Below are 24291 nucleotides of genomic sequence, written 5' to 3'. Positions count from 1 at the left end.
GCTACCGCCCCGCCTTGAAGCGCGACCACAGCCGCGTGCGCAGACGGACCGCCTCGCGCGGCGGCGTGCCGGCGACAAAGCTGCGCGACAGCGCCTCGGCCGAGGGGAAGACGTTCGGGTCGTTGCGCACCGCCTCATTCACCAGCGGCTGGCTCGCCGGCACCGCATTCGGGTAGCGAACCTGGTTGGTGATGGCGGCCATCACGTCAGGCTGCAGCAGGAAATTGATGAATTGCTGCGCGGCTTCCGGGTTCGGCGCATCGGCCGGGATCGCCATCATGTCGAACCACAGCTGCGCACCTTCGCGCGGCATGACGTAGCCGACCTCGACACCGCGGCCCGCCTCCCGCGCCCGCGCGGCGGCCTGGATCACGTCACCGGAATAGGTCAGCGCGACGCAGGCCTCGCCGGTCGCGAGCGCGTCGAGGATCGAGGATGACGCGATGATCGCGCGCACATGCGGGCGGATAGCCATCAGCGCCCGTTCGGCGGCGCGCATGTCATCGGTCGCGCTGCTGTTCGGGTCGCGGCCGAGCCAGCGCAGCACCGAGGGCAGCACGTCGGTCGGGCTGTCCATCAGCATGATGCCGCAGGCAGCGAGGCGGGCGGCATTCTCCGGCTTGAGCAGGATGTCGAGATTGTCGAGCGGCACATCACCGAGGGCGGCACGCACCCGATCCAGCCTGATGCCGAGCCCGACCGTCCCCCACAGATAGATCGCGCCATGGCGATTGCCCGGGTCGATCGTCGCGACGCGCTGCATCAGGGTGGGATTGAGGTTCGTCCAGTTCGGCACGGCGGCGCGGTCGACCGGCCGCAGCGCACCGGCGCGCACCAGCCGGGCGAAGGTGGGCTCGCTTGTGGGTACGACGATGTCATACCCCGAGCGCCCCGCCGAGAGCCGGCCCTCCAGCGTCTCCAGGCTGTCATAGACATCGTAGCGGACGCGGATCCCGGTCTCGCGCGTGAAGCGGGCCACCACCTCGGGGTCAATATAATCGGACCAGTTGTAGACGTTCAGTACGCGGTCCTGCGCGGTGGCCGGCACGGCCATCAGCAGCAGCGCAAACAGTGGCAGCAAGCGTCGGAACATCGGCGCGGTCCTCGGGCAGCGGTCGGCGGATCAGGCGAGACTAGCGATGAGCGCGCTCCCTGCCATCCCCCGCTTGCCTTCGCAGAACTAGGACTATTAACCTTGACACCTGGTAATTCTTCCTGTATTCACGCCGCATCACGGGGCGAATTGCGTCCAACGCCAGCCCCCGGCTCCACTCCCGACAGCCCGACCCCCCAGCACCCGCCCTGACGGAAGGCCCGCGCCTTCCGTCGCGCGCGGGCGAGGAGACACGCATGCCTTTCCTCTCCAGCGGTCTTGCGGCGCTGACCACCGCGAATGGCTTTACCCTGTGGCACTACCGCACCGATGACGACCGGGCGAGCGTGCTGGCCCCCGGCTATTTTGCGCCGGCCTCGAACCGCCTGCTGCCCGGCGACATCGTCATCGTCCAGGCCGCGGATGCGACAGCCATGGTGCCGATCCGCGGCGGGTCGATCGCGGGTGGCGGCGTAACGGTCGATGCTTCGGGCGGCGCGCCGGCCCTGCTCCGATCCGCGACGCTGCGGCCCGATGTGACCCTCACCGCCACGGTCGTGCCACGGGCGATCGTACTCGATGCACCACCCGCGGTGCTGTTCTCCGACGATACGTTGCCGGCGGGCGCGACCATCACCGGTCCGATCAGCCAGATCACCTTCTACTTCCGCTGGTCGAATGGCGCGGAGGTGGCGCCCGCGCTGACGGTGCCGGTCGTCGCTGGCCGCGCGACGACCTCCTTCGTCGCACCCGCGCCGGCTGACGGTTTCCATCTGCTGGCCGCCGATGCCGCCGACCCGGCGAATTTCGCCCTCTCGCCACCCTTCGCCGTTGCTCAGCCTCCGCATCTGCTGAGCGAGGCAGGCGCCCGGCTGCTGACCGAGAGCAGCGTCATGCTGCTCCGCTGATGCCCTGATCCCACGCTGCCGCGGCCCGTGGCCTGCCGGTCCTCGCCTTTCGCTGCGCAGGCAACGAAGGCCGCGGGCAGGGCGCCAGAGCCTGTGCTTACCGGCCCGGCTCGCCTCCCCCTTCCCGTCCCCAGCCCCCCAGGGAGACCTTCATGTCCGATACGAAAATCAGCGCCTTGCCGGCAATCAGCACGGCGGCGGATAGCGATCTGCTGCCCGTCGTCCAGGGCAGTGGCGGTTCCGCCGTCACGCGCCAGGCCACCATCGCGCAGCTCCGCAGCGGCATCCTTTCCGACCGCGCCTACCATGTGCGGGATTTCGGCGCTGTCGGCGACGGCACGACGAACGACGCGCCGGCCATCCAGGCCGCGGTGGACGCGATGAATTCAGCCGGTGGCGGCATCCTTGAATTCGGTCCGCATGCCTACCGTCTCGCCAGCCCCGTCGTGGTAGACAGCGTCGCCATCACCTTCCAGGGCGCAGGCTACACGGAAGGTTCGGCGATCGCCGACGGCACTTGGCTCAGCATCGACACCACCGGCTTCACGCCCTTCACGTTCACCGGCGGCGGGGCGCGCGGGTCGACCGTGCGCAACCTCGCGGTGCGCCAGGCGCATAATGCCTCGCAGGTGCCGGGCTGGGCGCCCACGGATTACGACTTCGTCTTCCGTGTGCAGGATTGCCAGGGCGCGGTCGAATTCAAGAACCTGCTGCTGGTCGGGGTCAATCGCGGCATCTGGTGCGACAATTCCGGGCGGCTGAACATCGAGAGCCTGCGTGGCCAGGTGTTCACCGCCGGCATCGAGATCGATCGTGCCTTCGACACCTGCCGCATCCAGCATGTCCATTTCTGGCCCTTCTTCAGCGCGGATGACGATGTGGTGCGCTGGCAGCAGCAGAACACCGACACCGTCGTACTGCACCGAGTCGACGGCATCTTCATGGACGACATCTTCGCCCTCGGCGCGCGCTCGGTGTTGCGCTTTGTCTCCAGCGGCACGGGCTCCGTCGCGAAATTCTATCTCGGCAACTTCTATGCCGACTTCGCGCTGTACCCGATCTGGATCCAGAACAATGGCGTTACCGGCCAGATCGCCAATGCCACGACGCAGTCGGAACTGTTCAATGGCAGCGGCGCGCCGCTCACCGGCAGCGTGGGCGTGCGCATCGATGGCAACAATACCCGTCTGCAGGTCGGCAATCTGCGTGTCGACGATGCCCAGAGCAACGCAATCCGCGTGAACGGAACGGGCAATCGGCTCGACATCTTTTCCTTCCGTGCCGAGTATTATAACCAGTTGAATGACGGCTCGGCCGCGATCCATCTGGCCAACGCCGCCTCCGGCACGCCCAATGCCGTGTATCTCGGCAGCCCGGCCATGCTGGGCAATGGCAATGCCGGCCCGACGATGAACAGCGGCACCAATGGTCATGTCGCCCTCGGCGCGCCGGCCGGCCGGATCGACCGGCCCGGCGTGATGATCGGTGCCACGGACAACGGCTTCTTCGCACCATCCTCGACGGAGCTTGCAGCCTCCATCGCCGGGGTCGAGGTGATGCGGGCCGCATCCGGTGGCACGGTGACCCTTGGCGGCGCATCGGGTGCGCATGGGTTCGGCGTCACCACGCCGACAAGCAGCGTTAATCGCGTCGCCGTGACGGCCGCCGCCACCGCCGGCACGCCCGCTGTCTCGGCGGAGGGGACCGACACCAACATCGCGCTCGCGATCGCCGCCAAGGGCACCTCGACCGTCCGGCTGCACACACGCGGCAATACCGCCTTCGAGGTGAACGCCACCGGCACGCCGGCCAACTACATCCGCACCGACGCCACCGCGGCGGGGGGCACGCCGCGCTTCATCGCCCAGGGCACCGATACCGTGGTGGCGCTGCAGCTCTCACCCAAAGGCGCCACCTATGTCGAAAGCACGGCGCCATTCCGGCTACCCTCCTACAGCGTCACGGCGCTTCCCGCGGCAGCGACCTACACGCGCAGCCTGATCTACGTCTGGGACGGGTCGTCCAACCGGCGCCTGGCCGTCAGCGATGGCACCAACTGGCGCTGGCCGGACGGCGTGGTGGTGAGCTGATGGCACTGCCAGGAAAGGACAAGCAACCATGACCGCGCTGACCGACTACGCGAAGAACCTGCTCGCCCGCTCCCTGACGGGACGCCAGCCTTCCCTGCCGACCGCCGTCTGGGTCGCCCTTGGCACCGGCGGCACCGATGCGGCCGGGCTGACTGGCGAACCAGCGACGGCAACCGGCTATGCGCGACAGCCGGCGTCCTTCACCGGCAGTGGCACACAGCGCAATGCCGCATCGCTGCGCTTCGGCTTCACCGCTGCCGCCGGCACGCTGACCCATATCGGCATTTTCGATGCGGTGGCCGGCGGCAATGCGCTCGCCTGGGCAGCGCTCGGGTCGCCGGCCACGCTCGGCTCGGCCGGCAGCGTCACCATCCCGGCCGAGAGCCTGACCGTTCTCGCCGACTAGACCGGATGCGTGCCTTGCGGCGCATGCCCAAGTGCTGACCGGAGCGGCACCTCGCGAACGGCCGCTTCGAGCGTGATTGGTTCAGCTTCGTTCACCCACCACGCTCTGACCTATTGTTTGATCGCGTGATCCAGACCTCCGGCGCATCCTCGCCTGCGGCCATCGCGGTCTAGAAGCCGGGCGAGCGCGAGCGTATTCCCGCCCCGGCCGACAGGCCCGCATCCAGCAATGCCCGGGTGCGGTCCATCCCCCAGGTCGCGCCCATATGCGGTCGCACATCGCCGTCCCGTTCATCGGTGACCGCATAAGTGACGAGATAGCCGCGTCCGGCCCGCCCCGCGATGACGGCCAACTCCACCACCATGAAGCTGACATGCAGGTCGGGCGTGCAACTGTTGTCGCGTTCGATCGGCATGCGTACCGCGCGCTGGATGCCGGCCGTGAAGGCCAGCGCATCGTCGCGTGCCTCGGCATGGCGGTCGACATGGATGCACGACGCGGCTGCGCTGCCGGCCGCGGCTGTCAACCCGAGCGCCACCGCCTGCAACGCCACCATCCCTGCACCCCTGCCCATAAGCCAAGGATGCCCCGGAACCATCGGCCGGGGCCAGCCTTCCGCACGTCCCGAGGAGGACCCATGGACCCCCGTCAGACCCGCGGCTACCGCAACCGCAACCCGGGCAATATCGACCACCAGCCGGCCAATCGATGGCAAGGCCTGGCTGACCCGCCGATTGAGACGGTACCGCCTGGCAGTCGCGCCCGCTTCGCGCGCTTCGTCTCCCATGAATATGGCATCCGCGCCCTGGCCGTGTTGCTGACGACGTATCAGGACCGGCACGGCCTGCGGACCATCCGCGGCATTATCACGCGCTGGGCACCGGGGGCCGAGAACAACACCGAGGCCTACATCGCTGCGGTGGCACGACAGATGGACCGCCATCCGCGAGCCACGCTCGACCTGAATCGCCATGAGGATCTGCATCCCCTGGTCGAGGCGATCATCACCCACGAGCTCGGTGGCAATCCGTATGACCGCGCGACCATCGACGCCGGGCTGCGGCTGGCCGGCGTGGTCGCGGGCGGGCGCGCTGCCGTCGTGAACAGCGGCACCGCGCGCGCCGCCGCCGGCACCGCCGCGGTGGGGGTAGGCGGCGTCGCCGTGACCGATGCGCTGGCACAAGTCGCCCCGCATCTTGGAGAAGCAGCGGAACTGGCCCGCGCGCTCGGACCGTGGATCGCGGCGGCGGTGATCATCGCCGCGGCGGCCTGGTTCATCTGGCAACGCTCGCGACGGGCGGCATGAGCATGATCGTCGCGATGCTCACCGCCGCTTGGTCGCGGGCCGCGGGATGGATGGCGGCGGTGGGGGCGGCGCTTGTGCTGCTGCTTGGCGCCTATCTCGGCGGCCGGCGCGATGGGCGCACCGCGGCACGAACCGCAACGCAGGAGCGCGCCGCCCGCGCGCGGGAGATCAGGAATGAGGTGGACCGCGCCGTGGATCGCTCTGGGGATCCTGCTGACGAGCTGCGCCGGGACTGGCAGCGAGGGCTGTGACGCCTGGCAGCCAATCCTAGTCAGCGCATCGGATGGGCTGACGCCGGATACGGCGCGCCAGATCCTGGCGCATAACCGGACGGGACGACGGCTCTGCGGATGGTGACGGCACGCTCGCGCCCTCCGCGGACCAACCCGCGGAGGGCGCGGTGGGTCAGCCGCGCGAAGCGAAGCTCACCACAGGGCGGGCCTGGAGGCTTTCCTTCGTGGCACCGTGCAACGTCCAGCGTGCATTGTCTTCGGCGAAGCGCAGCTCGGCGAGCGGCACCGCGACGAGCCGCGCCCCCATGCCGAGGAAGCCGCCCACCGAGACCACCGCCACCGGGGCGCTGCCGTCACGTTGGATGATCAGGTCCTCGACCTCGCCGATGGAGGTACCGGCCTCATTGTAGATGTTGGCGCCGATGATCCCGCTCGCGCGGTTGCTTGGCCTCACCTGCTGGGTGGCAGCGGTCCGCGCCGGTGGCGGGCTGGCCGAGCCGGTCGCGGAGGTGACGGCATCACCCACGCGTTCCAGCACGCGGCCCACCGCGGTACCGGGCGGATTGTTGCCGGTGCCGTCAGGGCTCGTCGCCTGCCCCAGCGCGCGGTCCGTCGTGCGGCCCAGCGCCGTCGACGGCGGGTTGCCCGGCTGCCCGTCGGGGACGGTCGGCCGGCCGGTGGCCCGGTCGATGGTGCGGCCGACGGCATCGGAGGGCGGGTTCGCAGTCGACCCGTCGCGCGCCTGCGCGAGGACGAGGCCAGGCGCCAGCGTCATCGCGGCGGCCAGCGCGGCAGGAAGCATCAGGCTGGATTTCGTCATGGCGTTCTTCTCCTGCTGTGTGGTGCCGGCACGCATGCCGGTCTTTGGGAAAACGCCTGAACGCCACGATGGTTGTGGTCGTTCGACGCATTTGCGACGCAACCAGTCGCGCGCTCGGTCGTTTCCGTCATGGTTATCGAGCAAACGGAGATGAACGATGTTCCGGATCTTCACCCTGCCCGTCCCGGTGCGCACGCCACATGGGCGCTGCCTCGCGCGCTACGGAATCGAGCCGTCGCGTGCCGGCGACCCGTGGTGGGTGATCTACCGGGACCCGGCCGGGCGCTGGCTGACGGCGATGGTGGATGGCGCTTTGCCGGCCTGATGCAGTCGCGGCCTCGAGGGCATTCCCCCTGGGCACTGGCCGTACCGCATGCTCGGCCAGCTCCTAGAGGGCCGGCTTGACGCGTCACCGGCAGTCGGCTGCCCGTCGCTCGACTGCCAACAACGAGTTGGCGGATAGCGTAGGGGCGACGCCGTCGATGCGCCGCTCATCGATCCTCAACGCCGTTTGAGCCAAGCCGTGAAGACGTCTGCCGCCACGGCTCCGATCAGTGGCGCCGCTCCGCCATGCATTGCCAACCCCAACGCTTCCCGCATCGGGTCGCGTGTGGTGATCGCGGCAAGCATCGTCTCACGCAGCGCCCGCGCTTCCTCGGCCACCGGGTCGACGCGGCGGCGTGCGAGCAGCATCAGGATGCCGGCGATCACGACATCGGCTACCGCCACGATCGCCGCGGCGGCCGCCATGCCGTAGATCGGCATCAGCTGCGTGACGGCGGCGATGTGCGCCGTCACGACAGCCGCCACGCCAAACAGGAATGCGAAAGCGATCCAGCCGGCCTGACGTACCGTGCCGCGAATCTCGCGGCGCAGGACAATCCCCTCCGCCTGCATCGCCACACCCAGCATCTGGAGCAGGCGCACGGCGACTACCGGCGCATCAACAAGCCGATCGCCAAGCCGGCGATCATCGCCGTACCAATCGCGGCGAAGGGCTGGGCGCGCACCGTGTTGGCCAAGTGGTCGGTCTGGCGCCTGGCCATGGTCGCGGCCGCGTTGGCGAGATCCTCGGCCTGGCCGGCGACGTCGCTGAGCGCCGGCGTCACCCGCTCGGCCATCAGCGCCTCGACCTTCGCGCGCAGGGCGGCAATCTCGCTCCGCACCACATCCTTGGTGTCCTCGGCGAGTCGATCGGTGGCGTTCGTCATGGCGTACTCCTTTCGCGTCTGTCGGAAGCACAACGACTGGCTCCGACAAGAGTTGCATCGCGGCGAAACCCTGATGCACCTGTTGCGTTCGCCTTCTGTCGCAATGCGGGAGACGTCGATGCCTTCAGGACACGAACAGCCGACTGAGCCGACGACCGCCGGTCCGGATCCGCTTTGGCTGATCGCCGCGTTGATGATCCTGGCGGCGCTGCATCTCGGGCGCGACGTGTTCATCCCGATGGCGCTGGCGCTGCTGCTCTCGGTGGTATTGATCCCTCCGGCACGGATGCTGCAGCGGATCGGCCTGCCGCGGCCACTCACGGTCGCATTGCTGCTGCTGCTCAGCCTGTCGGCAATCGGCGCCACCATGCTCCTGATGATCTCGCAGGTGCTGAGCCTGGCGGCCGACCTGCCCAATTGGGAGACCAACCTGCGCGCCAAGCTGCGCGCCGTGTCGGAAGGCTCCGGCGTGCTAGACCGCGCCGCCGGTACGCTGCGCCGCCTGGCCGAGGAGCTGGGTGGCGGCCATGTTACCTTCGCGCCGGCGCCCCCGGTCGCTTCAAGCGTCGGCAGTGGAGGCACACTCGAGACGCTGCTCGAGATGGCGAGCCTGATCGCGGCACCCGCCGCCTCACTCGCGGTGGCGTTGCTGCTCATGGCATATCTGCTGATGCAGCGGGAGGATGTGCGCGACCGCTTCCTTCGCCTCGCCGGCCTGCAGGACCTCAACAGAACGACACGCGCCATGGCGGACGCGACGGAGCGTGTCGGCCGCTACCTGCTGATGCAGATGCTGCTCAACGGCCTGTTCGGTGTCGGCATGGGGGTCGGTCTCATGCTGATCGGCGTGCCGAATGCGCCACTATGGGGCGTCCTCGCCTTCGTGCTGCGCTTCATACCATTCCTCGGCGCCTGGATCGCCGTGTCACTGCCGCTGCTCGTCTCTGTCGCGACGGGCGAGGGTTGGACGGAACCGGTGCTGGTGCTCGTGCTCTTCGCGCTCGTCGACGGGGTGGTCACCCATGTCCTCGAACCGATGATCTATGGGCGAACAACCGGCATCTCGCCGCTCGCGCTGTTGGTGTCCTCGGCACTGTGGACGGTGCTGTGGGGGCCGATCGGCCTGCTGCTGGCACCACCGATCACGGCCTGCCTCGCGATCCTCGGCCGTCACGTCCCGGCCTTCGGCTTTCTCGAGATCCTGCTCGGCGACGGCGAGGCCCTGCCCACGCCGCTGCGCTTCTATCAGCGCTATCTCGCCGAGGATGCGGAGGGTGCGCAGCAGATCGCCGAGGATCACGCCGAAGCGGAAGGCATCGCGACGACGCTGCGCGACTTGGTTGGCCCGGCAATCACGGCGCTGGCCGCCGATCGTGCCGCCAGGACATTGTCGGCGCCGGCGGCGCGACGTATCGCCGCCGATATCGTCGCTCTGGCCGCGACCCTAGTCGCCGAAGTCGAAGTGGCGCCGGGCGCGGCAGCCATGCGAGCGGTCCCGATTGCCGGCCCAGCGGACCGCGCCCTCGCCGCGACGGCTAGTGCGGCGGCACGGTTGCGCGGCTGGCGAGCGGCCGAGGAGGGCGAGGTGGCCGCCGTGGCCATGCTGTGTATGGCGCAGCCGGTATCGGCGCCAAGGCTGCGGCGGGCGCGAGCGGAGGCGTCACGCGATGCGCGTGAGCTCATTGGCTTGGCGCTCGACGAGGCGGCGGCGATGCAACTCGCGCCCGCCATCGCGCCCCATCCTGTGGCCCGTAGCGTCGAGGCGGCGGCCTCGCGTCTTGGGCAGGCCCCTGTCCAGCGCGCCGCCATCGTCGACAACGATGATGATCGGCCTCTGGGATTTGGCGTGGTCGCACCAGCCTGAGGCAGCAGCTGCTCGGCCGCGCCAGTCCACGATTGGAGGTCGAGCAGCCGCGATCGAGGCACCCGGCACGGGGGGGTTGCCGCCGTCGCAGCGTCGGCGCACGCGCCGTTGAGCTTTCGTCCCGCCTCATCGGCACGATCGACGTCCAGAGCGTTTTTCGATCAGATGGCATCAGGCTGCCCTCCTACACGGCTAACCATCCAGGATGCGGTCGCGAGATGGCCGCGTCAGCGTGCGGCCGATACCGATCCAAACTGGGCGGAACATGCTCCAGCGAGGCGTGGTATCGCGCGGCGGCGGCAGCACCGCCAAATGCGAAAGGCCCGGTATGCGTGTGCAATGCCGGGCCTTCAACCTTGGGATTGTTGCCAGCCGTCAGTCGACGGCGCGGTCGATGGCGCGACCGGCGCGCTCGATCGGGCCCGAGGGCGGGTCGACCGCATCGCGCACGCCTTCGGCCGCGCGATCCAAACGTTCCCCGGCATTCTCGGCAGGACCACCATCACAGGCGACCAGCGGAAGCGCGAACAGAATGGCCGCGCAGGTGATACGGGCAATCGAGGACATCGGATATTCCATCCAGAGGTTGTAGCTGTGCAACGCCCTGTCCCCGGCGGGGTTGCCTGCGCTCAGGCCGCACCGCGCATGGTGTCCTCGACATCGCGTCGATGCAGCGGGAACCGAACGACGATGCGCGTGCCGCCATCCCCGGAGATTTCCGCGACACCACCAAGATGATTCGCAAAACCCTCAATCAGGCGCATGCCGAGGCCATCGCCATCGAGGTCCGCCGGCGTCTCATCCAGCCCCACCCCGTCATCTTCGACCAGCAGGTGCGCCATGCCGGTGTCGTCGATATGCAAGGAGATGAAGATCCGTCCCTCACGTCCGTCGGGAAAGCCGTGGCGCATCGCGTTGCTGACCGCTTCGGTGAGCAGCAAGGCGAGCGAGATGGCCTGGTCGGAGCCCATCTCGACATCTTCGGTGTCGATCTCGATATCCACGCCCGATTCAGGCCCCGCACCAAGCGCATCACCGAGTTGGCGCGACAATTCCTCAAGGAACGGACGCAGCGATATCCGCTCGAATGTCTGATGCAGATACAGGTGCCGGTGCAGGGTCGCGAGTGCCTGCACGCGGTCGCGCGCGACCGCGAACTCGGTCTTGGCGGCGTGATTGCGCAGCCGGTCCGCCTGCAGGTTCAGCAGTGAGGCGACGACCTGCAGGTTGTTCTTCACGCGGTGATGGATCTCGGCCATCAGCAGGTCGCGCTGGTGCAGCGCGCTGGTCAGCGCCACTTCGCGTTCTTGCAGCGCGCCCGCGGCCGCCAGCAGCGCCCGGTCGAGCTCGCGGACCTCGAAGGGTCCGCCGGTCTGCGGATCCGCGGCGAGAGCCCGGCCCGGTGCCCAGTCACGCACCCGCTCGGCAAGCCGCCGCAGGGGCCGCGACACGCCGAGTTCAACCCCCACCAGGATGGCGATCAGGCACGCCGCGAGAAACAGGCTGAGTTCCAACAGGCGATGCGCGAAAGCACTCCAGGCTGCCTGTTGCGCCTGTTCCATCGAGATGCCGGCGAGCAACCGCAGCCGCGGTTCCAGCTCAACGATCGACCAGGCATGCTGCGTGCCGTCACGGGCCTTGCCGAGCGCCGACATTTCGCGCGTGGCGAGCATAGCGGACAGCATATCAGGCGGCGGCAACGACTGCGCGCGCGCCGAGCCCAGGGGCAGCAGAGACCCGTCGGCGTCGAGCAGCCACACATCATTATCGTCCGATATCGGCGTCCCGCGGTCTCGGTGCAGGAAGAAGTCGAGATACAGGCTGCCCCCGACGATCGCCCTCAAATTGCCTTCGGCGTCCAGGATCGGCGCGGCGCCGGGCAACACAGCGCGATGTGACAGCGCGCCAATGGTGAATTGGCCGACCACGAATTGTCGCGCTTGCTGGATCTCGCCGACATAATCGAGGCCGGCATAGCTCTGGCCGCGCCTTGCCGGCAGGCCGCTGCACAGCAACCGCCCCTCGTGATCGAGCAACCAGAAATTCGAATAGCGAAGCTGCGCCAGGTCGTGCAGATGGGCGAGTTCCCGATCGCACTCTTCCGGCGCCATCTCAAGCAGGCGAGGCGTTCGCGCCAGGCCCGTCAGGATCTCGCGCATCCCATCCACTGCGGCGCCATGCCGTGCGGCGGCGACCTCGCGCAGGACGATGGCGTCGCGCAAACCCGCCGAACTCGCGGTTCGGAACACGGACCAGGCATTGCTGACCGCAATGGCTGCGATCGGAATAGTCGCCGCGGCCACAAGCGCCAGCAGCCGGCCCCGCACGCCGCCAAACATCTGCGTCCAGACGCGGCGCGGCTTGGGCGGCGGCGGAGCGCCGCCATTGATCACTTCCTGCGGTCCTGCTCGATCAGCCGCAGCAATTCGGGTGGAATCGGCTCCCGCGCCACATCGTCAAACATCTGGTGCAGGCCGCGCCGGAGCCAGATGTCGAAAGCGGCATCGGGAACAGCCTTCTTGGCGCCGCGGCCTCGCGAGGCGCCGGTCCTGCCATTCACCTTGTCCTTCCTTTCGTCTTCAGGCTCGTCCATCACATCCCATGCCGCACCGTCGGCGGCGCCTGATCGGCGCGCCTCGCATCGCGAGAAACACTACGCGACGCAGACGTCACAGGGCCAGCGCCACGGCGTCGCTTCGCGTTGTCGCCCCGCTCGGGTTCACCCATCAAGCGGGCTTCGAGCGTGCAGCGGGCGCGGAAGACGCGGCACTTAGCCGTGCCGACGGCGCAACCCATCGCAGCTGCCACTTCCTCATAGGACATGCCCTGCACCGTCACCATCACCAGCGCCGCGCGCTGGTCGGCCGGCAATTTCTCCATCTCCGTACGCAATTCACCGAGCGCGAGGCTGTCTTCCTGGCTGGCGGGGCGTGCGAAGGCCTCGGCTGGCGCGTCATCCATATCGATGGTCTCGCGCCGGCGCCGGCGATCGGAGATGAAGCGATTGCGCAGGATACGGTACATCCAGGCGCCGAAATTGGTCCCCGGCGCGAAGCTGGCCTGGGCAGCGAGAGCATTGGTGACCGCCGCCTGGACGAGGTCATCGGCATCAGCGCGGTTGCGCGTCAGGGACAGGGCCTGGACCCGCAACTTCGGCAGCAATGCCACGAGGGCATCGTGGAAAGACGGGCCGGCATTGCTCATGACAACCGTCTGATCGGGGATCTCGGTGTGCGTGCTCATGTCAAACAAACGGTCGGCACGGTCCCCCGGTTGCATCGCAGCTCTACTATTTTTGCATGTTTGATATGCATTTTCCGCATGAAACGATCCGCTCATGACGGACGTTGCCCTGTCATGCAGTGGTCGGACAGGTCCGAATTGGTCGGGCTATCAGCGTTGCGCGCCGAACACACGCGCCAGGGTCGCGCGTGCCCGCGAAACACGCGCTTTGACCGTTCCCTCTGGAACCCCGGTGATCATCGCGGCCGACGCCACATCCAGCTCGAGCGCAGCGACCAGGATCAGCGCCTCCCGTTGGGCCGGCGGCAAGGCGGCAATCGCAGATTCGAGGTCGCGCAGCGCGTCACGCCCCGTCTGGACAGGTTCGTTGGTCCGTGGCGTCGGCATTGCGGCCAGCCCGCGCTGTTCAACGCGTCGCCGGCGTTGCTGATCAAGGAACAGATTGCGCAGCAGGCGGAACGTCCAGGCACGCAGATCGGTGCCCTCGGTCCAGGCGTCCTGCCGTTCCAGCGCCCGCACCACGGCATCCTGCACCAGGTCATCGGCACGCGCGGCGTCACGTGCGAGAAAGCGCGCGAAGGCCCGCAATTGCGGTACCAGCGCCACCACGGCCTCGCGATACGCGCTGTCCTGCTGTTTCATGCGCGGCCGCGGTGCGCTGTTACCATCCAACCGACCATAGTGCTGTTCCAGAAGGTGCCAAGATGAACGCGATCGACCAGACGGAGTTGCTGCGCGCGCTTCCCTATGCGCGGCGCTACGCGCGGGCATTGACCGGCGCGCGGGACAGCGGCGACGCGCTGGTCGCCGCGGCGCTGTCTGCGCCATTGCCCGAGGTGCCGGCACGCCTGGCGCTATATGCCGCGGTCGCGCGCGCCGTGCCGGCGGTGCCATCCGACACGGGCCTCGACACGATGCAGCGCAATCTGCTGTTGCTCACGGCGCTCGAGGACCTCACTCTGGGCGATGCCGCGATCATCCTCGATATAGATCGCGCCGTCGCCGAACGGGAGGTGGAAGCCGGGCGCAACGCCCTGCGCGCAACAGCGGCCACCGAGATTCTGGTGATCGAGGACGAGCCTGTCATCGCCCTCGATCTCAAGCGCCTGGTTGAGACCTGCGGGCATCGCGTCGTCGGTATCGCCTCGAGCGAGGCGGCTGCCGTGCGGCTCGCCGCCGAGAAGAGGCCCGGGCTGATCCTCGCCGACATCAATCTTGGTCGCGGGGGCGATGGCAGCCATGCGGTGGCGCGCATCCAGGAGGTGATGTCGGTGCCCGTCATCTTCGTCACCGCCTATCCCGAAAGGCTGTTGACAGCGGAAGGCGTCGAGCCCGCCTTCGTCATCAGCAAGCCGTTCGAGCCGCTTGCGCTGGCCATTGCAACATTCCAGGCGGTGCATGGCGCCCGGGTACTACCGGCGGCCTGAAGGCACGTCCGGGCCCGCGCCACAAAGATCGTGCTACGGCCCGACGGCGACGATACATGTCCTCGGGGGCAACCCTCCCGGGGCATGGGCGTTCCTGCATCGAGGCCACCACGTCGGTGGCCGAGACGCAGGAGAACGCAATGAACAGCGACATGATCGCCGGAAACTGGAAGCAGCTGACGGGCAAGGTGAAGGAGCAGTGGGGCAAGCTCACCGACGATGACCTCACGGTTATCGAAGGCAAGCGCGACCAGCTCGTGGGCCGTGTTCAGGAGCGCTACGGCATCGCCAAGGACAAGGCCGAGGAACAGGTCTCGTCCTGGGAGAAGCAGCTGTAGCCTGCGGCGTTGTGCCACAGCGACCTTGAGGACGCCGCCGGGGTTGCCCGGCGGCGTTCTCGTTTTCCGGTGCAACTTCCCGTCATCACGCCGCGTTATCGGCACAGGAACGCAACGGAGAGACCCAATGCTTTACTGGACACTGATCTTTCTCGTCGTTGCCATCGTTGCCGGCGTGCTCGGCTTCGGTGGTATCGCCTCGGCCGCGAGCGGCATCGCGAAGGTTCTGTTCGTGATTTTCCTGGTGCTGTTCCTGGTCTCGCTGATAGCGGGACGCGGCTTCGCGTGACGTGACCGGGAAACCGGAACGCTGCCCCACGACGGCACCCTGATTGGCTGGCCGGGTGGGGCAGCCGGCGGTTCCCTGCCGGCAACCCGCATCGCCTGACGCACCTCCATCGTCCGAACAGCCACGGTAGCAAACATGTCCGACCAACCCGCCTCCCCTGCGTTGGCCGGACGGCCTGCCACTCCCGACATGCGCGGCGCGTGGCGCTGGTTGCGGGAATGGCTCACCGCCAAGGACCGTGGCAATGCGCGGCTCCTCATCCTCGGTGTCGTGGCCCTCACCATCGCACAGGTCATCGTGCAGATGCGGTTCAACACCTGGAACCGCGACTTCTTCAACGCACTCGACAAGCGTGACTCAGGCGCCTTCCGCCAACAGATCATGGTATTTCTCATGCTAGCGGCCGCCTCGATGGCGGCGGCAGTGTATCAACTCTATCTCAAGCAGTTGCTGCAACTCGGCTGGCGCGAATGGCTGACGCGTCGGTTCTCCGAAGGCTGGTTGCACGACGGTCGGCAGTATCAGCTCGAAGCCGGCGCCGCGGAGGCCGACAATCCCGACCAGCGCATCGCCGAGGACGTCCGCGTCGCCACCGAGCTCGCGATCGAATTCACTGTCGGGCTACTGATCTCCGCAAGCATGCTGGTCGCCTTCGTCGGCATATTGTGGTCGCTGTCCGGCCCGCTCGACATCGTGCTCGCGGGCTACAACGTGCATGTAGCGGGCTATATGGTCTGGGCGGCCGTGCTCTATGCCTGCATCGGGTCCGGCCTGACATGGCTGGTGGGTCGCCCGATGGTGGGCCTCAATGTCCGTCGTACCACCGCCGAGGCCGATTTCCGCTTCGGCCTGACGCGCGCACGCGAAGGCGGCGAGAGCATCGCGCTGATCCGCGGCGAGGCCGATGAACGTCGGGGCCTGACGCTGTTGTTCGGCGAGGTCCGCGATGCGGTGCGGAACCTGATGCGCAGCCAGCGCAACCTGATGTGGCTGACGAGCGCCTATGGCACGCTGGCGATGATCTTCCCAACCGTCGTCGCGGCGCCGGCCTATTTCGCCGGCGCGATGACGCTGGGCGGCCTGATGCAGGTGGGCGCGGCCTTCGGTCAGGTGCAGGCCGCGCTCAACTGGTTCGTCGACAGCTTTCCGCGCATCGCCGAATGGCGCAGCGCCGTGTCGCGCCTGGTGGCCTTCCAGGACGCGCTCGACGACCTCGAAGCGGTCGCGACCGATCCGACGCAGCCCACCATCGTAATGGAGGAGCTGGCCGCCGACGCGCCGCACCGCCTGGAGCTCGATGCATTGGAAATCGCCTTCATCGATGGCACCACCGTAATTGCCGATGCCTTCGCGGTCATCGAACCGGGTGAGCGCGTGCTGATCAAGGGCGAGTCCGGCACAGGCAAATCAACTCTGTTTCGCGCCATTGGCGGTCTGTGGCCCTGGGGCGGCGGACGTATCGTGACGCCGCCGCGGACCGATATGGCCTTCCTGCCGCAGCGGCCCTACCTGCCGCTTGGCACGCTGGCCGGCACCCTTTGCTATCCGGCGTCGCCCGACGACTTCGAGCCCCAGGCCAAGGTCGACGCGCTCACACAGGTGGGCCTTGGCCACCTCACCGAGCGCCTGGCGGAAGACCAGCGATGGGACCGTGTGCTCTCGCTGGGGGAACAGCAACGTCTGGCCTTCGCACGGTTGCTGCTGCAGAAGCCGGCCTGGATCTTCCTGGACGAGGCGACGGCCGCGCTCGACGAACCGAATCAGGATGCCATGATGACGTTGCTGACCGAAGCACTGCCCAATTCGGCCATCGTCTCGATCGGTCACCGCCCAGGCCTCGAAGCCTTCCATACCCGTACATTGACACTGGAGAAGCGCGAAGGCGGTGCCCGCTTCCGCCGCGCCGCACCGCGCGTCGTCAGCGACCGCACGAAGCGGCGACGGGCACGAGTGGCAACGGCAAGCCTTTCGGTATGACCGAGCGCATTCGGAACCGCGCCGCACCTGGCGTTGATCCGCCGGTCGGTCCATGTCGCGTCTCACCTGCTCCCGATTCATTGCCTGCAGGCGTTTGCCGTAGCACCCGACATCTCCGCGTAGGGAAGGCATGGTCAGACGCTCCGGTTTCGGGAACCATGCGCGCTGGAGAGGAACGCCATGACCGAAGATACCCGCCTGGACCCGCCGAGCCTTGAGATCGAAGGCCGCCGCGCCACGATCCGCCTGCATCGCAGCAGGCACCGCAATCGGATCGAGCCGGGGGACATCGCCCGCATCTTCGAGCATTTCGATGCGATCGATGCGAATCGTGACCTGCGCGTGCTGGTGCTGGCGGCGAGCGGGCCCGCCTTCAGTGCAGGCTTCCACCTCGGCGGCTTCGCCGAGGATCGCGAGGCGGCCGCGCGCGCACCCGGCTTCGACGCGATGGTCGATCGCTTCGAGAGACTGCGCATACCGACCATCTGCCGCCTCCAGGGTGGCGTCTATGGTGGCTCGACCGACCTAGCGTTGACCGCCGACTTCCGCATCGGTGTGGTCGGCATGGAGATGTTCATGCCGGCCGGCCGCCTTGGTGTGCACTATTACCCAGGCGGCTTGCGGCGCTACGTCTCGCGCCTGGGACTCAACAATGCGAAACGTCTGTTTCTCACGGCCGAGAAGCTCGGTGCAGAGGAACTGCTGCGCATTGGCTACCTGACGCAGCTCGTCGCAGCCGAGGCGCTGGACACGGCAGTCGACCGGCTGGCGGAGACGCTGACGGCGATGGCGCCACTCGCGGTGCAAGGCATGAAGCAGGCGCTGAATGAGATTGGCCACGGGGCGCTGGATGTCACGGCCTGCGAGGCTCGGGCGCGTCAATGCAAGGAAAGCGCTGATATGCAGGAGGGTCTGAAGGCATTCCGGGAGAAGCGGCCACCGGTCTTCGTCGGTGAATAACTGACTGACAGATCGAACGATTGCCGAGTCCATACGTGAGTTGTCCTCGGACAAGGCACTGCGATCATGGTGTAACACCAACGGCATGAGGCTCTGCCTCGTGTCGAGGTCGCGACTGCGGCCTACCGGTAGTTGGCGAAAGCCAAGCGAACCAGAGGTTTGCGCGTCACGCCGGAGGCGTGCCTCCGGCGTGACGCGTTTGAGGACACGAAAATGCGGCTACCAACGGTCGCAAACGGCGAGTGTCGGTCTAAGCGTCGACGTTCCACGACGGCCAAGGGTTCGCTGCGCAAGCAATTGAGCCCTTGTGCCCTCTGGTCGGCATCATTGGGTGGGGCCGACTGGCTCACAACAGATCACGCGGCAACACTCACGTTAACGCGCCAAAAAAGAGCGTCAGCTTGCCGCACGTCCTCGGCGACCATGAGCATCGGCTCAATCGCTCCGATGGATCGGGCCATTGGAACTCAACGTCCACGCGCCTGGCCTGCGCGCGGCGATGAGTCGCTTCAGGCCGCCGCGGTCTCGGACGGCGGATAGTTAAGTTCCACCGCCACCCCATCGGGATCGTGCAGAAAGAGCTGGGTTTGGCGATCGCGCGGAATGACACGTTCCTCGAACTCGATGCCGCGCGCCTGCAACCTGGCGCGCATCTCCGTCAGCCCCGTGCAGGAGAAGGCAATGTGGTCCAGCAGCCCGGTGTCGCCGGCGACGCGCTCGGGCCAGCCCGCCTCCCGCTGAGGCCGTGGGCCGATCAGATGGACGGTTGGCGTGCCACCACAGTACAGCCAATGCCCTTCGAAGCCGAGCGGTGGGCGATAGCCTTCCTCCAGCCCCAGGATCTCGACGTAGAAGTCGCGCGTGCGGGCCAAGTCCACTGGGCGGATGGTGTAGTGGTTCAAGCCTTCGAGCGGCATGGCGCGGTCTCCGATGTCAGAGGAAGCGAGGATGCGGCGTCAGACCCATCAGGTGCTGTCCGACAGTTTCAAAATGGCTGCGTCGCCCTTGCACCTGCTGCGTAACCGCGTGGATGTCGCGAAAGCGACGCTCGAAGGGCTGACTGTTGAAAATCGCGGTGGCACCCGCCTCGGTCCAGGCGAAATCGGCCACTTCCTTCGCCTGATGGATGGCGAAGGTGGCAGCGAGACGAATCGCGACCTTCTGATCGGTTGTCATCGCAGCACCGGCGGCGCAATGGTCCCAGGTCTCGCGCAGCGCGGTATGCAGTTGCGCCCGCGCTGCGCGCCACTTCCCTTCCGCCCAGGCAAGCCCGCTCTGCAGCACCGGACTGTCGCGCAGCATGCGAGCAGTCGAAAGCGGCGTCTTGTGGTTCGCGAGTTCGACGAAGGCGTCGAGCATGCCTCGTGCGATGCCAAGCGCCACGGCGGCGAAGCCCGACGCATAGAGATGCGTAGTGGTAAACTGGAACAAGGTGCCGATGCCATGTGGCTGACGTTCCTCGTCACGGTCGCGACGCACCGTGAAGGCGTCGGGGACGAACAGGTCATGGACCGAATAGGTATCACTGCCGGTGCCGCGGAGCCCCATCACCTGCCACTGATCGATCATGGTGATCGCGCTTCGCGGAAAAAGCATGGTGCGCTCATACAGGGCGCCGTCAGCAGTCGAGCGCATGCGGCCATCACGTTCGCGGATACGACAATGCCCGCCGAACCAGGTCGCATGTCGGCCGCCACTCGCGAAGGACCAACTCGCCGTCACGCGGTATCCGCCATCCACGACCTCGGCGACCTGGTCCGGACCGACCGCGCCCCAGGCCAGTGCGGCGTCACGTCCGCCCCAGATGCTGCTCGCCACCTCCGGCGCGACATAGGCCGCAGCCATCGAGCAGCCCGATGCCTGCCCGATGCACCAAGCGGTCGACGCATCGGCGCGGGCGATGATCTCCATCATGCGCACATAGATCTCTGGTGTTGCTTCGTCGCCGCCGACGGCACGTGGCAACAGGGTGCGGAACATGCGCGCAGTGTATAATGCCTCGAGAAGGTCGGCGGGGAGTTCACGCTCCGCTTCGATGCGCGGTGCGGCGGCTTCGATCAGCGCTGAAAGACCGCGCGCGCGGGTCACGGGATCATCGGCCAGCGGCACCTGACGCGTACGGTCGATCGCGACGCTCATTGGTTTCCTGCCCAATTCTTGCAGACAAGTCTGGCGCGTTCCCACTTCTCTCGTCAAATCAGCCGCGGTTGTACGGCCCCGATCTCTTTGCCGGTGGCCAGGGCCCGGCCAGCCTGTCAGGCATCGAGAAGCGCGCCCTTCCTGGCGGCGGACTTCACGTCGCGAGCAGACATGCCGCCTGTTGTCCGGGCCAGTCAGGGCGCAACGCCGGATCCTGCTCGGCGCAGACGGGCGCCGCCTTGGGGCAGCGCGTCCGGAACCGGCAGCCGGTGGGCAGGTTGATCGGGCTGGGCGGCTCGCCCTCGAGCGAGAAATGATCGGTGACGCGCGGCCCGCCGATGCGCGGGATCGCGGCGAGAAGCGACTGTGTGTAGGGATGGCGCGGCGTCTCGAAGATCGCCTCGGTATCGCCGATCTCGACGATCCTGCCGAGGTACATCACGGCAACCCGGTGGCAGACGAGTCGAACAACGGAAAGGTCGTGTGAGATGAAGAGGTAGGTCAACCCGAATGCCCGCTGAAGGTCGAGGAACAGGTTGAGGATCGTCGCCTGTACCGAGACGTCAAGGCCGGAGGTCGGCTCGTCGAGAATCACGACCGATGGCTTCAGCGTGAGGATGCGCGCGAGACCGACGCGGCGCTGCTGACCGCCGCTGATCTCGTGCGGGTAAAGATCAAGGTGTGTTTCCGGCAAACCGACCGCGCGCAGTATTTCCCGAACCCGTGTCTCGCGCTCGGCCTCCCCCAGTTCCGTATGCACCACAAGCGGTTCATGCAGCGACGACCGGATCGTCCAGCGCGGATCGAGCGAAGCGCCGGGATCCTGGTAGCAGTACTGGAGGTGCTGCCGATAGCGCCGGGACTGATGTGGCTTGAGCCCAGCGATATCGTTTCCCTCGAACACCACGCGGCCAGAGGTTGCCTGCTGGATCCCCATCAGCGTCTTGCCGAGAGTCGACTTCCCGCAGCCCGATTCACCGACAATGCCGAGGATCTCGCCGCGATTCACCGCGAATGAAACACCATCGACGGCGCGCAGCGATCCGACCTTCCTCTTCCATACATCGCGGACAGCGAAATGCTTGTGCAGATCGTCGACGTCGAGGATCAGGTCCGCGCTCATGCACTGTCCTGCAGGGGATGGTGACAACGCACGTCGTGGGCGACCGCGACCGCGTGCGTCGGCGGTCGGGTCGTGCGGCATTCCTCGGTCGCGCGCTCGCAGCGCGGATGGAAGCGGCAGCCGGGGGGCGGGTCGACCAGGCGCGGAATCTCGCCGGTGATACCGCGAATGCCATTCTCCGATGACGGCAGGCTGTCGAGAAGCTTGCGCGTGTAGGGATGCGAGGGCCGCGCGAAAAAGTCCGCGACGGGTGCCTCCTCAACCTCCTGCCCGGCATACATCACGGTAATCCGGTCACAGATTTCGTAGGCCGTCCCGAGGTCGTGCGTGGTGAATAGCACCGCAACGCCCCGATCACGCGCAAGCCGCTTCAGCACCGTCAGGATCTGCGCCTGCACGGTGACATCGAGCGCCGTGGTCGGCTCATCCGCGATGACGAGCTTTGGCTGGGGCAACAAGGCCATGGCAATCATCAGGCGCTGGCGCTGGCCGCCGGAAACCTCGTGCGGGTACTTGCGCAGCACGCCTTCCGGATCAGGCAACTGCACGAGACGCAGCATTTCAAGCACGCGCAGCCTGTCGGCGCGGCGTCGCTCCCTCGCGGAGAGGCGCCCCTCACGCAGGAGCGGCGACTTGAAGCGCATGAGGTCGTCGATCTGCGTCCCTATGGTGAAGACCGGATTGAACGCCGTGAAAGGATCCTGAGGGATATAGGCGATCTGCCTGCCGCGTAACTGGGTTGCGAGGGAGGCCTCGTCGAGGTCGAGAATATCATGTTCCTCGAAGCGGATCTGGCCCGCCTCGATACGCGCCGCATTGGCAGGCAGGATGCCGAGAATGGCGCGCGCCAGCGTCGTCTTGCCGCAGCCCGATTCTCCGACCAGGCCCATGATCTCGCCACGGCGGATCGTCAGGTCCACGCCATCCAGCACACGGGCGATTCCCGCATCCGAGGCAAAGGACACCTTCAGACCGCGCACCGTGATTAGGTCACTTGTCATGACGGGCCGCCCGCCGGAGACGCGGATCAAGGACATCGCGCAACCCATCGCCAAGCAGGTTGAAGCCCATGACAACGAGAAAGATCGCAAGACCCGGGAAGGCCGCATACCACCAGGCCATGGGCAGGAACTCGCGTGCCTCGGCGATGGTGCGCCCCCATTCGGGCGTGGGCGGCGGCGGGCCGAGGCCAAGGAAGCCGAGCGTGGCCGCCGTCAGGATCGTGCCGCCCATCCCGATGGTCGTGCGCACGATGATGGAGGATGAGATGGACGGTAGAATGTGCAGCACCATCACGCGCCATGGCGAGCAGCCGAGCGCGATGGCCGCCTCCACGAAAGGCTCGTTCTTGCAGGAACGCGTCTCCGCATAGACGAGGCGCGCCCAGAACGGCCAGTAGGTTGCCGACAGAGCGAGGATCACGTTCTCGATCGACGGCCCAAGTGTCTGCGCAATGGCGATCGCCAGCACGATCTGCGGCACCGCGAGGAAAATGTCGGAGACCCTCATCAGTAATTCGCTGCCGATCCCCTGATAGTAGCCGGCAACCAGGCCAATCGGCACGCCGATGGCGACCGCGACCGCAATGGCCGTGACAGCGATGGTGATGGTGATGCGCGCGCCATACAGCAGTCGCGAATAGATGTCGCTGCCCATCCGGTCGGTGCCCAGCCAGTTCTCCGCGCCCGGCGCGGTGAGCCGCTGGGCCGTGTGGAACTCGGTGACATCGCCCGGATGCGTGGATAGCCACGGGGCAAGGATCGCGGCGAGCACGAGCAGGCCGATCAGCACCAGGCCGAACAGCGCCGCACGGTCCTCGGCCAGCTTGCGCAGGATGCGGCGCATCAGCGCACCTCACGCGGATCGATCATCCCGTGCAGGATGTCGACCACCAGATTCACGACGATGAACATCGTGCCGACAATCACGGTGAAACCCATCACCGCATTGTAGTCCGACGACAGGATAGAATTGACAGCGAAGGTGCCAAGGCCCGGCCAGTCAAAGACGGCCTCAACCACCACAGCACCGGCCAGCAGGATGCCGAAGATCAGCCCGATCTGCGTTACCGTCCCGATGAGCGCATTGCGCAGCACGTACTTCCAGATCACCAGCCGTCTTGGATACCCCATCGCGGTCTCGTAGAGTACATAGTTGGATTGCAACGCATTCAGCATGCCCGCGCGCGTGAAGCGCACGATGGTCGCGGTCGCAGGGACCGCGAGCGTCACCACCGGCAGGATCATATGCTGCAAGGCGTCGAGCAGAATCTCGTGATCCTGCAGAATCAGGGCATCGATCAGGTAGAAGCCGGTGATCTGTTCAGGCCCCCAGCCCTCCACGCGCCCGCCGAGCGGCGTCCAGCCGAGCCGCATGGAAAACAGCAACTGCAGGAGGATCGCAAACCAGAAACTGGCAATCGCCAACCCTGCGATCGTCACCACGCGAAGTCCATGGTCCAACCATGAGTTGCGCCGCAACGCGGCAACGACACCGAGCGGCACTCCGACAGCAATCGACACCAGTACCGTCACGAGCGTGAGTTCCAGCGTGGCCGGCAGGCGGCTGAGCAGATCCTCCACCACCGGCCGTCCCGTGTAGATCGAGCGCCCCATATCCCCGTCCAGAATGGACAGGATGTAGCGCCAGAACTGCACGTACAACGGTTGGTCGAGGCCGAGGCGGGCGCGGATCGCAGCAACGGTCTCCGGTGTTGCGTTCTCCCCGGCGACGAAGGCCGCCGGGTCGGCCGGGATCACGTGCGAGATGAAGAATACGATCGCCAGCAGACCCAGTAATGTCGGCACGAACCAGGCAAGCCGGTTCACCACAAGAACGAATGTCTTCACGGTCTCGCTGCTCCA

At 67.0% G+C, this 24291-nt stretch carries 28 protein-coding genes; 12 read left to right on the top strand and 16 right to left on the bottom strand.

Translation table 11 applies throughout. From position 1 onward, the window contains the following. Position 1: 1 nt before the first annotated feature. On the bottom strand, positions 2-1093 hold the full coding sequence (locus tag IEY36_RS11150; protein ID WP_188967144.1) for a polyamine ABC transporter substrate-binding protein: 1092 nt from the start codon (positions 1091-1093) through the stop codon (positions 2-4). Between the two features lie 257 nt (positions 1094-1350). On the opposite strand from IEY36_RS11150, the gene IEY36_RS11145 reads away from it, so the two are divergent. The 3 genes from IEY36_RS11145 (at position 1351) to IEY36_RS11135 (ending at position 4497) form a co-directional block, all read left to right on the top strand. Further along, complete coding sequence (locus tag IEY36_RS11145; RefSeq protein WP_188967143.1) at positions 1351-2001, top strand: hypothetical protein; 651 nt, start codon at positions 1351-1353, stop codon at positions 1999-2001. 152 nt (positions 2002-2153) lie between these two features. Next, a complete protein-coding gene (locus IEY36_RS11140) occupies positions 2154-4091 on the top strand; it encodes a glycosyl hydrolase family 28-related protein (RefSeq protein WP_188967142.1) in 1938 nt (645 codons plus the stop codon). 28 nt (positions 4092-4119) lie between these two features. Continuing rightward, the gene (locus IEY36_RS11135) at positions 4120-4497 is read left to right on the top strand and encodes a phage tail fiber protein (RefSeq protein WP_188967141.1); all 378 of its coding nucleotides are present in this window, start codon (positions 4120-4122) and stop codon (positions 4495-4497) included. 169 nt (positions 4498-4666) lie between these two features. Here the strand turns inward: IEY36_RS11135 and IEY36_RS11130 are convergent, their stop codons facing one another. After that, entirely contained in the window at positions 4667-5053 is a 387-nt protein-coding gene (locus IEY36_RS11130; RefSeq protein ID WP_188967140.1) for a hypothetical protein, read from the bottom strand. A gap of 81 nt (positions 5054-5134) precedes the next feature. Here IEY36_RS11130 and IEY36_RS11125 point away from each other — a divergent pair, with 81 nt between their 5' ends. Both IEY36_RS11125 and IEY36_RS11120 read left to right on the top strand, forming a co-directional pair. Further along, on the top strand, positions 5135-5803 hold the full coding sequence (locus IEY36_RS11125) for a structural protein (RefSeq protein ID WP_188967139.1): 669 nt from the start codon (positions 5135-5137) through the stop codon (positions 5801-5803). Further along, complete coding sequence (locus IEY36_RS11120; RefSeq protein WP_188967138.1) at positions 5800-6054, top strand: hypothetical protein; 255 nt, start codon at positions 5800-5802, stop codon at positions 6052-6054. Before IEY36_RS11125 ends, IEY36_RS11120 begins: the two co-directional genes overlap by 4 nt. A gap of 154 nt (positions 6055-6208) precedes the next feature. On the opposite strand, the gene IEY36_RS11115 is transcribed toward IEY36_RS11120, so the two are convergent. Then, entirely contained in the window at positions 6209-6856 is a 648-nt protein-coding gene (locus IEY36_RS11115; protein ID WP_188967137.1) for a PRC-barrel domain-containing protein, read from the bottom strand. Positions 6857-7013: 157 nt separating this feature from the next. Between IEY36_RS11115 and IEY36_RS11110 the strand changes: the two genes are divergently transcribed. After that, complete coding sequence (locus IEY36_RS11110; RefSeq protein ID WP_188967136.1) at positions 7014-7181, top strand: hypothetical protein; 168 nt, start codon at positions 7014-7016, stop codon at positions 7179-7181. Between the two features lie 176 nt (positions 7182-7357). Here the strand turns inward: IEY36_RS11110 and IEY36_RS11105 are convergent, their stop codons facing one another. Together IEY36_RS11105 and IEY36_RS11100 are read right to left on the bottom strand one after the other, a co-directional pair. Next, the gene (locus IEY36_RS11105; protein ID WP_188967135.1) at positions 7358-7783 is read right to left on the bottom strand and encodes a hypothetical protein; all 426 of its coding nucleotides are present in this window, start codon (positions 7781-7783) and stop codon (positions 7358-7360) included. Positions 7784-7788: 5 nt separating this feature from the next. Further along, a complete protein-coding gene (locus IEY36_RS11100; RefSeq protein WP_188967134.1) occupies positions 7789-8067 on the bottom strand; it encodes a hypothetical protein in 279 nt (92 codons plus the stop codon). A 118-nt stretch (positions 8068-8185) separates the two neighbouring features. Here IEY36_RS11100 and IEY36_RS11095 point away from each other — a divergent pair, with 118 nt between their 5' ends. Beyond that, entirely contained in the window at positions 8186-9931 is a 1746-nt protein-coding gene (locus IEY36_RS11095) for an AI-2E family transporter (RefSeq protein WP_188967133.1), read from the top strand. Positions 9932-10306: 375 nt separating this feature from the next. On the opposite strand, the gene IEY36_RS11090 is transcribed toward IEY36_RS11095, so the two are convergent. The 5 genes from IEY36_RS11090 to IEY36_RS11070 all read right to left on the bottom strand — a co-directional run bounded on the left by IEY36_RS11090 (position 10307) and on the right by IEY36_RS11070 (position 13816). Beyond that, complete coding sequence (locus IEY36_RS11090) at positions 10307-10498, bottom strand: hypothetical protein (RefSeq protein ID WP_188967132.1); 192 nt, start codon at positions 10496-10498, stop codon at positions 10307-10309. Between the two features lie 62 nt (positions 10499-10560). Beyond that, the gene (locus IEY36_RS11085) at positions 10561-12324 is read right to left on the bottom strand and encodes a sensor histidine kinase (RefSeq protein WP_188967131.1); all 1764 of its coding nucleotides are present in this window, start codon (positions 12322-12324) and stop codon (positions 10561-10563) included. Continuing rightward, the gene (locus IEY36_RS11080; RefSeq protein ID WP_188967435.1) at positions 12321-12524 is read right to left on the bottom strand and encodes a hypothetical protein; all 204 of its coding nucleotides are present in this window, start codon (positions 12522-12524) and stop codon (positions 12321-12323) included. The genes IEY36_RS11085 and IEY36_RS11080 overlap by 4 nt, the downstream gene beginning before the upstream one ends. Beyond that, positions 12524-13135, bottom strand: coding sequence for a sigma-70 family RNA polymerase sigma factor (locus IEY36_RS11075; protein WP_188967417.1), 612 nt, complete (start codon positions 13133-13135; stop codon positions 12524-12526). The genes IEY36_RS11080 and IEY36_RS11075 overlap by 1 nt, the downstream gene beginning before the upstream one ends. Positions 13136-13324: 189 nt before the next feature. Continuing rightward, positions 13325-13816, bottom strand: coding sequence for a sigma-70 family RNA polymerase sigma factor (locus tag IEY36_RS11070; RefSeq protein WP_229681251.1), 492 nt, complete (start codon positions 13814-13816; stop codon positions 13325-13327). Positions 13817-13878: 62 nt separating this feature from the next. On the opposite strand from IEY36_RS11070, the gene IEY36_RS11065 reads away from it, so the two are divergent. The 5 genes from IEY36_RS11065 (at position 13879) to IEY36_RS11045 (ending at position 18165) form a co-directional block, all read left to right on the top strand. Continuing rightward, a complete protein-coding gene (locus IEY36_RS11065; protein ID WP_188967130.1) occupies positions 13879-14601 on the top strand; it encodes a response regulator in 723 nt (240 codons plus the stop codon). Between the two features lie 140 nt (positions 14602-14741). Continuing rightward, the gene (locus IEY36_RS11060) at positions 14742-14939 is read left to right on the top strand and encodes a CsbD family protein (protein ID WP_188967129.1); all 198 of its coding nucleotides are present in this window, start codon (positions 14742-14744) and stop codon (positions 14937-14939) included. Between the two features lie 127 nt (positions 14940-15066). Next, positions 15067-15228, top strand: coding sequence for a DUF1328 domain-containing protein (locus tag IEY36_RS11055; protein ID WP_188967128.1), 162 nt, complete (start codon positions 15067-15069; stop codon positions 15226-15228). A 135-nt stretch (positions 15229-15363) separates the two neighbouring features. After that, positions 15364-17205 carry an ABC transporter ATP-binding protein/permease gene (locus IEY36_RS11050; protein WP_188967127.1) on the top strand — a complete coding sequence of 614 codons (1842 nt, stop codon included), beginning with the start codon at positions 15364-15366 and terminating at the stop codon, positions 17203-17205. A 180-nt stretch (positions 17206-17385) separates the two neighbouring features. Then, positions 17386-18165 carry an enoyl-CoA hydratase/isomerase family protein gene (locus IEY36_RS11045; protein WP_188967126.1) on the top strand — a complete coding sequence of 260 codons (780 nt, stop codon included), beginning with the start codon at positions 17386-17388 and terminating at the stop codon, positions 18163-18165. Between the two features lie 509 nt (positions 18166-18674). Here IEY36_RS11045 and IEY36_RS11040 read toward each other — a convergent pair. From IEY36_RS11040 to IEY36_RS11015, 6 genes are all read right to left on the bottom strand, one after another. Continuing rightward, positions 18675-19082, bottom strand: a complete 408-nt coding sequence (locus IEY36_RS11040; protein WP_188967125.1) for a VOC family protein — start codon at positions 19080-19082, stop codon at positions 18675-18677. A 16-nt stretch (positions 19083-19098) separates the two neighbouring features. Further along, complete coding sequence (locus IEY36_RS11035; RefSeq protein WP_188967124.1) at positions 19099-20304, bottom strand: acyl-CoA dehydrogenase family protein; 1206 nt, start codon at positions 20302-20304, stop codon at positions 19099-19101. Positions 20305-20458: 154 nt separating this feature from the next. Beyond that, positions 20459-21427: an ABC transporter ATP-binding protein gene (locus tag IEY36_RS11030; protein ID WP_188967123.1), complete on the bottom strand. Its 969-nt coding sequence runs from the start codon at positions 21425-21427 to the stop codon at positions 20459-20461. Next, on the bottom strand, positions 21424-22464 hold the full coding sequence (locus IEY36_RS11025; protein WP_229681250.1) for an ABC transporter ATP-binding protein: 1041 nt from the start codon (positions 22462-22464) through the stop codon (positions 21424-21426). Before IEY36_RS11025 ends, IEY36_RS11030 begins: the two co-directional genes overlap by 4 nt. Next, positions 22418-23272: an ABC transporter permease gene (locus IEY36_RS11020; RefSeq protein WP_188967122.1), complete on the bottom strand. Its 855-nt coding sequence runs from the start codon at positions 23270-23272 to the stop codon at positions 22418-22420. Before IEY36_RS11020 ends, IEY36_RS11025 begins: the two co-directional genes overlap by 47 nt. Beyond that, positions 23272-24276 (bottom strand): ABC transporter permease, encoded by a 1005-nt coding sequence (locus IEY36_RS11015; RefSeq protein ID WP_188967121.1) that lies wholly within the window; start codon positions 24274-24276, stop codon positions 23272-23274. Before IEY36_RS11015 ends, IEY36_RS11020 begins: the two co-directional genes overlap by 1 nt. Between the last annotated feature and the right edge of the window lie 15 nt (positions 24277-24291).

It is taken from the genome of Neoroseomonas lacus (assembly GCF_014644535.1).
Lineage (GTDB): Bacteria > Pseudomonadota > Alphaproteobacteria > Acetobacterales > Acetobacteraceae > Neoroseomonas > Neoroseomonas lacus.
Note: the sequence above shows the minus strand (reverse complement) of the source record. Positions and strands in the feature narration are given on the sequence as shown.